Raw genomic sequence first — 2,870 nt, forward strand, 5'->3', positions numbered from 1 at the left:
CGGCAGGTAAGAAGATCTAAAACCGTCCACCATGTCTCCGAACATGTGTCCACCATGTCTCCGGTACATACAGGGAGAGGGCTAGGGTGAGGGGCAAATACACCTGACACCCACCCGAATCCGTCACACCACAACCCCCTCACTACGGCTTGGCCAACTCCATGATCATCCGCGACAACAGATAAATCCGCGGCGCCACGCTCGCCACTTCGGCGTATTCCTCCGGCGTGTGAATATTGCCGCCGACGATCCCGAACCCATCCAGCGTCGGTGTGCCCACTCCGGCCGACAAACTGGCATCCGCCGCACCACCACTGCCCTCCTCGGTCAGTTTGCGGCCGATCTCGCCGTAAATCCCCTGGGCCATGGCCATCAGACGATCCGATTCCGCCGTCTGCGGCATCGGCGGCAATCCGCGCTGCAAAGAGGTCTTCACTTCAGTGTCGGGAATCAGCTTGTCTTGGGACACCCGCGCCAGATCCTTCTCGATCCGGTCAAACTCCTCCGGCACCGCCGCGCGTACGTCAGCCTTGGCCGTGGCCTGGTCCGGAATCACGTTGGTGCGATCGCCGGCCTTGAGCACAGTGAAGTTGATGGTGGTTTTCTTCGCCTCATCACCGAGCTTGCCCAACTGCAGAATCTGGTGCGCCGCCTCCATCGCCGCATTGCGCCCCAGCTCCGGGGCCACCCCGGCATGTGCCGCTTTGCCCTTGATCTCGACCAGCGCCGTCGCGCTGCCCTTTCGCCATACCACCAAACCATCGGCGGGCCGCCCCGGCTCAAGATTGAGGGTCACGTCATGCTGTTTGGCGGTTTTCTTGATCAGGTCGGTGGCGACGTCCGAGCCGGTTTCTTCGCTGGCATCGAGCAGGAAGGTGATTTGCGCGTAGTCCTTGAAATCGAGGTTTTTCAGGACTTTCAGCGCGTAGATCCCGGCGACGATGCCGCCCTTGTCGTCCATCACCCCCGGCCCGTAGGCGCGACCGTCCTTGATGTGGAACGGTCGCTCGGCCGCCGAACCCTCCTTGAACACCGTGTCCATGTGCGCCATCAGAAGGATTTTCGCCTTGCCGGTGCCTTTGAACGTGGCCAGGACGTGGTTGGTTTTTTCCGGGGTGTTGGGCAACAACTCAATCGTCGCGCCGAGTTTTTTCAGCTCATCGATGGCGATCTCGCTGACTTGCTTGAGGCCTGGCTCATAGCCCGAGCCTGAGTCGATGTTGACCAGCCGCTCCAGCAGTTTGAGGGCTTCGGGCTGGTATTGCTCGGCGTCGGCGAGCACTTGTTTATGCGGTTCGGCGAAGGCGCTGGCGGCGCTGATGGCGAGAGACAGGCCGAGGCTGGCGGCCAGCAGGGAGCGGGGAAATGAGAACGTCATGAATCGATCCTTGTTTCGCGTCGGGGGGATCTGAACCGTACCTGACATCGACGCAAGGCTCTATACCGATAGCGACATCTCCAAGACCGACACCGAACAAAACTGTGGGAGCGAGCCTGCTCGCGAAGGCGTCGTGTCAGGCGATTTCAATGTGGCCGGCCCACCACTTTCGCGAGCAGGCTCGCTCCCACAAGGGGATTGTGGTGATGCGGGTCAGACGGAGTCGAGCAGTGGCTGTTTGGGCAAGTTGTCGCAATTGCAGATCACCCGGTTTCTGCCGCTCGCCTTGGCTTCATACAACGCCTGATCCGCATCATTGAGCCAGCGCGTCGCATCGGCATGGGCCGGATCGTATGCCGCCAGGCCAATGCTCAGACTGACCTTCAACGCCGGGTTCTGCTCGTAACCCAGCGTTGAAAAACGCTCACGCAGCGCTTCCATCGCCTGCGCTGCATGAAACAGCGGCAAATCCGGAAGGATCACGCAGAACTCATCGCCGCCATAGCGACCGCCAACGTCAGTGGCGCGCAGGTTTTGCTTGAGCATCTTGCTCAATTGCCGCAACACGATGTCGCCGGCGACATGCCCGTAGGTGTCGTTGATCGCCTTGAAATGGTCGATGTCTATCAACGCAATGGCCGCGCCCTGATTTTGCCGTTTGCAGCGCTGGTAGGCGATTTCCAGTTGATCCTTCCAGGCGCCGTGATTGAGCAAACCGGTAAGGCTGTCGGTGCGGCTCAGCGCCAGCAATTCCCGTTTATGCAGGCCCAGCGTGTAGGCCTGTCGAAAGCAGATCCAGCCGAGCGCCAGCGGATACAGCATCAGCAGTGGCAAGCAGGCGTACAGTTGCGAAGGCGAGGTCTGCGGAACGAACGCCGGGGCAAACACCACCAGCCCGACGCCGACGCCGAGCAGTTGCGCCGCCGAACCCGCCAGCAGAAAGCGCAGACCGCCGATGGCGACATTGTTCATCGCCATCATCGAAATGGTTGTGGCACTGGGCAGCGGATTGAAATGCATGGCGGCGACCCAGAAACCACCGAGGAAGGCGTCGATCAACAGATTGCGGTGTTCGGCGTGATAAGGAACGCGAGCGCGGCGCGCCCATTGATAGGCCAGATGCGGCCAGACCAGGCCATTGAACAGCATCAGCGCCCAGACCCACAGCGGCGGATCGAGCGGGTACATCGCCACGGACACACAAAGCAGCCCAAGCACCAGCCCGAGGGTTCGCGATGTATAAAGCCTCCTGGCCAATGAAAGTCCCTTTCCTCCTGTGTTTCCCATAAGGGCCTCGACCACTTGACGGAACGTGCACACCGCAGGACGGATGTGCTGGGAGTCTAACAGGGCAACGTTAAATAGCCATCGCCGGCCAGCGGCCTCAACAGAACTCCTGTAGATACCGTCTTGCCCCTCATCGGGCAAGTGCAAATTTCGGGTCAAATGGTTGGCCCGATTTGAGAACGGCGTAAACGAAATGCAGCAGCTT

General features: G+C 60.3%; 2 protein-coding genes. Both read right to left on the bottom strand.

The genetic code is table 11. From position 1 onward, the window contains the following. Positions 1-142: 142 nt before the first annotated feature. Complete coding sequence (locus ACIOWE_RS30020; protein WP_401398578.1) at positions 143-1,378, bottom strand: M20/M25/M40 family metallo-hydrolase; 1,236 nt, start codon at positions 1,376-1,378, stop codon at positions 143-145. A gap of 213 nt (positions 1,379-1,591) precedes the next feature. Beyond that, positions 1,592-2,665, bottom strand: coding sequence for a diguanylate cyclase (locus ACIOWE_RS30025; RefSeq protein ID WP_401398580.1), 1,074 nt, complete (start codon positions 2,663-2,665; stop codon positions 1,592-1,594). Between the last annotated feature and the right edge of the window lie 205 nt (positions 2,666-2,870).

It is taken from the genome of Pseudomonas sp. NPDC087598 (genome assembly GCF_044743525.1).
In the GTDB taxonomy this organism is placed as follows: Bacteria; Pseudomonadota; Gammaproteobacteria; order Pseudomonadales; family Pseudomonadaceae; genus Aquipseudomonas.

Coding starts and splice junctions, on each gene's coding strand:
- ACIOWE_RS30025 (WP_401398580.1), bottom strand. CDS start 2,665: ATGGGAAACACAGGAGGAAAGGGACTTTCATTGGCCAGGAGGCTTTAT.
- ACIOWE_RS30020 (WP_401398578.1), bottom strand. CDS start 1,378: ATGACGTTCTCATTTCCCCGCTCCCTGCTGGCCGCCAGCCTCGGCCTG.